Source organism: Actinomadura sp. 3N407 (assembly GCF_052245875.1).
In the GTDB taxonomy this organism is placed as follows: domain Bacteria; phylum Actinomycetota; class Actinomycetes; order Streptosporangiales; family Streptosporangiaceae; genus Spirillospora.
In genome coordinates, this window is the sequence record NZ_JBQQBP010000061.1 from 1 (window position 1) to 1950 (window position 1950).

Sequence of the window (1950 nt, forward strand, 5' to 3'; positions counted from 1 at the left end):
GAACGTGAAGATGTGTGCGGGCCGTGTGTGGGGGTCGAGGTGGACGTAGTTGGAGCGGTGCCAGGTGTAGGTGGTGCCGTCGAGTTGGTCGGTGAGGGTGTGGGGTTGGTGGGGGTCGTCGGGGAGGCCGAGGGCGGGGAGGTCGAGGTGGACGGTGGCTTCGCGGGGGTGGTGGGGGTTGAGGTTGATGACGGTCAGGACGGTGTCGTTGAGGTGGTGTTTGGAGAAGGCGAGGAGTTCGGGTTGGTCGACGTGGTGGAAGTGCAGGTTGCGTAGTTGCTGGAGGGCGGGGTGGGTGTTGCGCAGGGTGTTGAGTTGGGTGATGAGGGGGGCGATGGTGGTGTGGGTGCGGTCGGCGGTGTCCCAGTCGCGGGGGCGGTACTGGTATTTCTCGGAGTCGCGGTATTCCTCGCTGCCGGGGCGGACGGGGGTGTTCTCGCAGAGTTCGTAGCCGGTGTAGATGCCCCAGGTGGGGGAGAGGAGTGCGGCGAGGATGGCGCGGATCTGGAAGGCGGGGGGGCCGCCGTGCTGGAGGTATTGGTTGAGGATGTCGGGGGTGTTGGTGAACAGGTTGGGGCGCATGTAGGTGGCGGCGGGTCCGGTGAGTTCGGTGAGGTAGGCGGTGAGTTGTTCGGCGTTGTTGCGCCAGGTGAAGTAGGTGTAGTTCTGGTGGAAGCCGATTTTGGCCAGGGTGTGCATCATGGCGGGGCGGGTGAAGGCTTCGGCGAGGAAGAGGACGTCGGGGTGGGTGGTGGCGATGTCGGCCAGGAGCCGTTCCCAGAATGCGACGGGTTTGGTGTGGGGGTTGTCGACGCGGAAGATGCGGACGCCGTGGTCGATCCAGTGCCCGATGATGCGGTGGATTTCGTGGTAGAGGCCTTCGGGGTCGTGGTCGAAGTTGAGGGGGTAGATGTCCTGGTATTTCTTGGGTGGGTTTTCGGCGTGGGCGATGGTGCCGTCGGCGCGGGTGGTGAACCAGTCGGGGTGGGTGTGGACCCAGGGGTGGTCGGGGGAGCATTGCAGGGCCAGGTCGAGGGCGATTTCCAGGCCGTGGTCGGCGGCGTGGGCGACGAAGGCGTCGAAGTCGTCCAGGGTGCCCAGGTCGGGGTGGACGGCGTCGTGGCCGCCGTCGGGTGAGCCGATGGCCCAGGGGGAGCCGGGGTCGTAGGGGCCGGCGTCCAGGGTGTTGTTGGGGCCTTTGCGGTGGGTGGTGCCGATGGGGTGGATGGGGGGGAGGTAGATGACGTCGAAGCCCATGTCGGCGATGGCGGGCAGGCGTTTCATCGCGGTGCGGAAGGTGCCGGAGGTGGGGCCGCGGCGGCCCATCGGGTCGAAGGCGGCGCCTTCGGAGCGGGGGAAGAACTCGTACCACGCGCCGTACAGGGCCCGGCGGCGGTGCACTACCAGGGGGTACCAGTCGCTGACGGTCAGCAGGTCCCGCAACGGGTACCGCTCCAGCACATCCTCGACATCCGGGTCGGTCACGGCCTCCATCCGGTCGGTGACCGGGACGGTGTCGTCCCCGAGGAGTTCCGCCAGCCGGTCCACGGTGGGCCTGTTCTTGCTGGGGACGGCCTCCGCGGCGCGGGCGAACAGCAGCGAGCCCTCGGCGAGCATCAGTTCGACGTCCTGCCCGCGCGGGACCTTGATCTGCGCGTCGTGCCACCAATGCGCGATCGGATCGCCCCACGCCTCCACCCGGAACGACCACGACCCCGTCTCGGTCGGCGTCACCAGCGCCGACCACCGGTCCAGCCCCTGACCGGCCTCGCTCATCCGCCGGCCCGGCAGCTCCTCGCCCTCCGGCGTCCGCAGCACCACCGCCGCGCCCAGCATCTCGTGCCCCTCACGGAACACCGTCGCCGACACCTCGACCGTCTCACCCACCACCGCCTTGGCCGGCCACCGGCCGCACCCCACCACCGGCGCCACATCCAGAATCGGGATGCG

General features: G+C 68.7%; 1 protein-coding gene. It reads right to left on the reverse strand.

Annotated elements, in window-relative coordinates; all coding sequences use genetic code 11:
- Window positions 1–1950 (reverse strand): alpha-1,4-glucan--maltose-1-phosphate maltosyltransferase (locus ACTWPP_RS44885; protein WP_443110599.1); only part of this gene is annotated, 1950 nt, incomplete at both ends.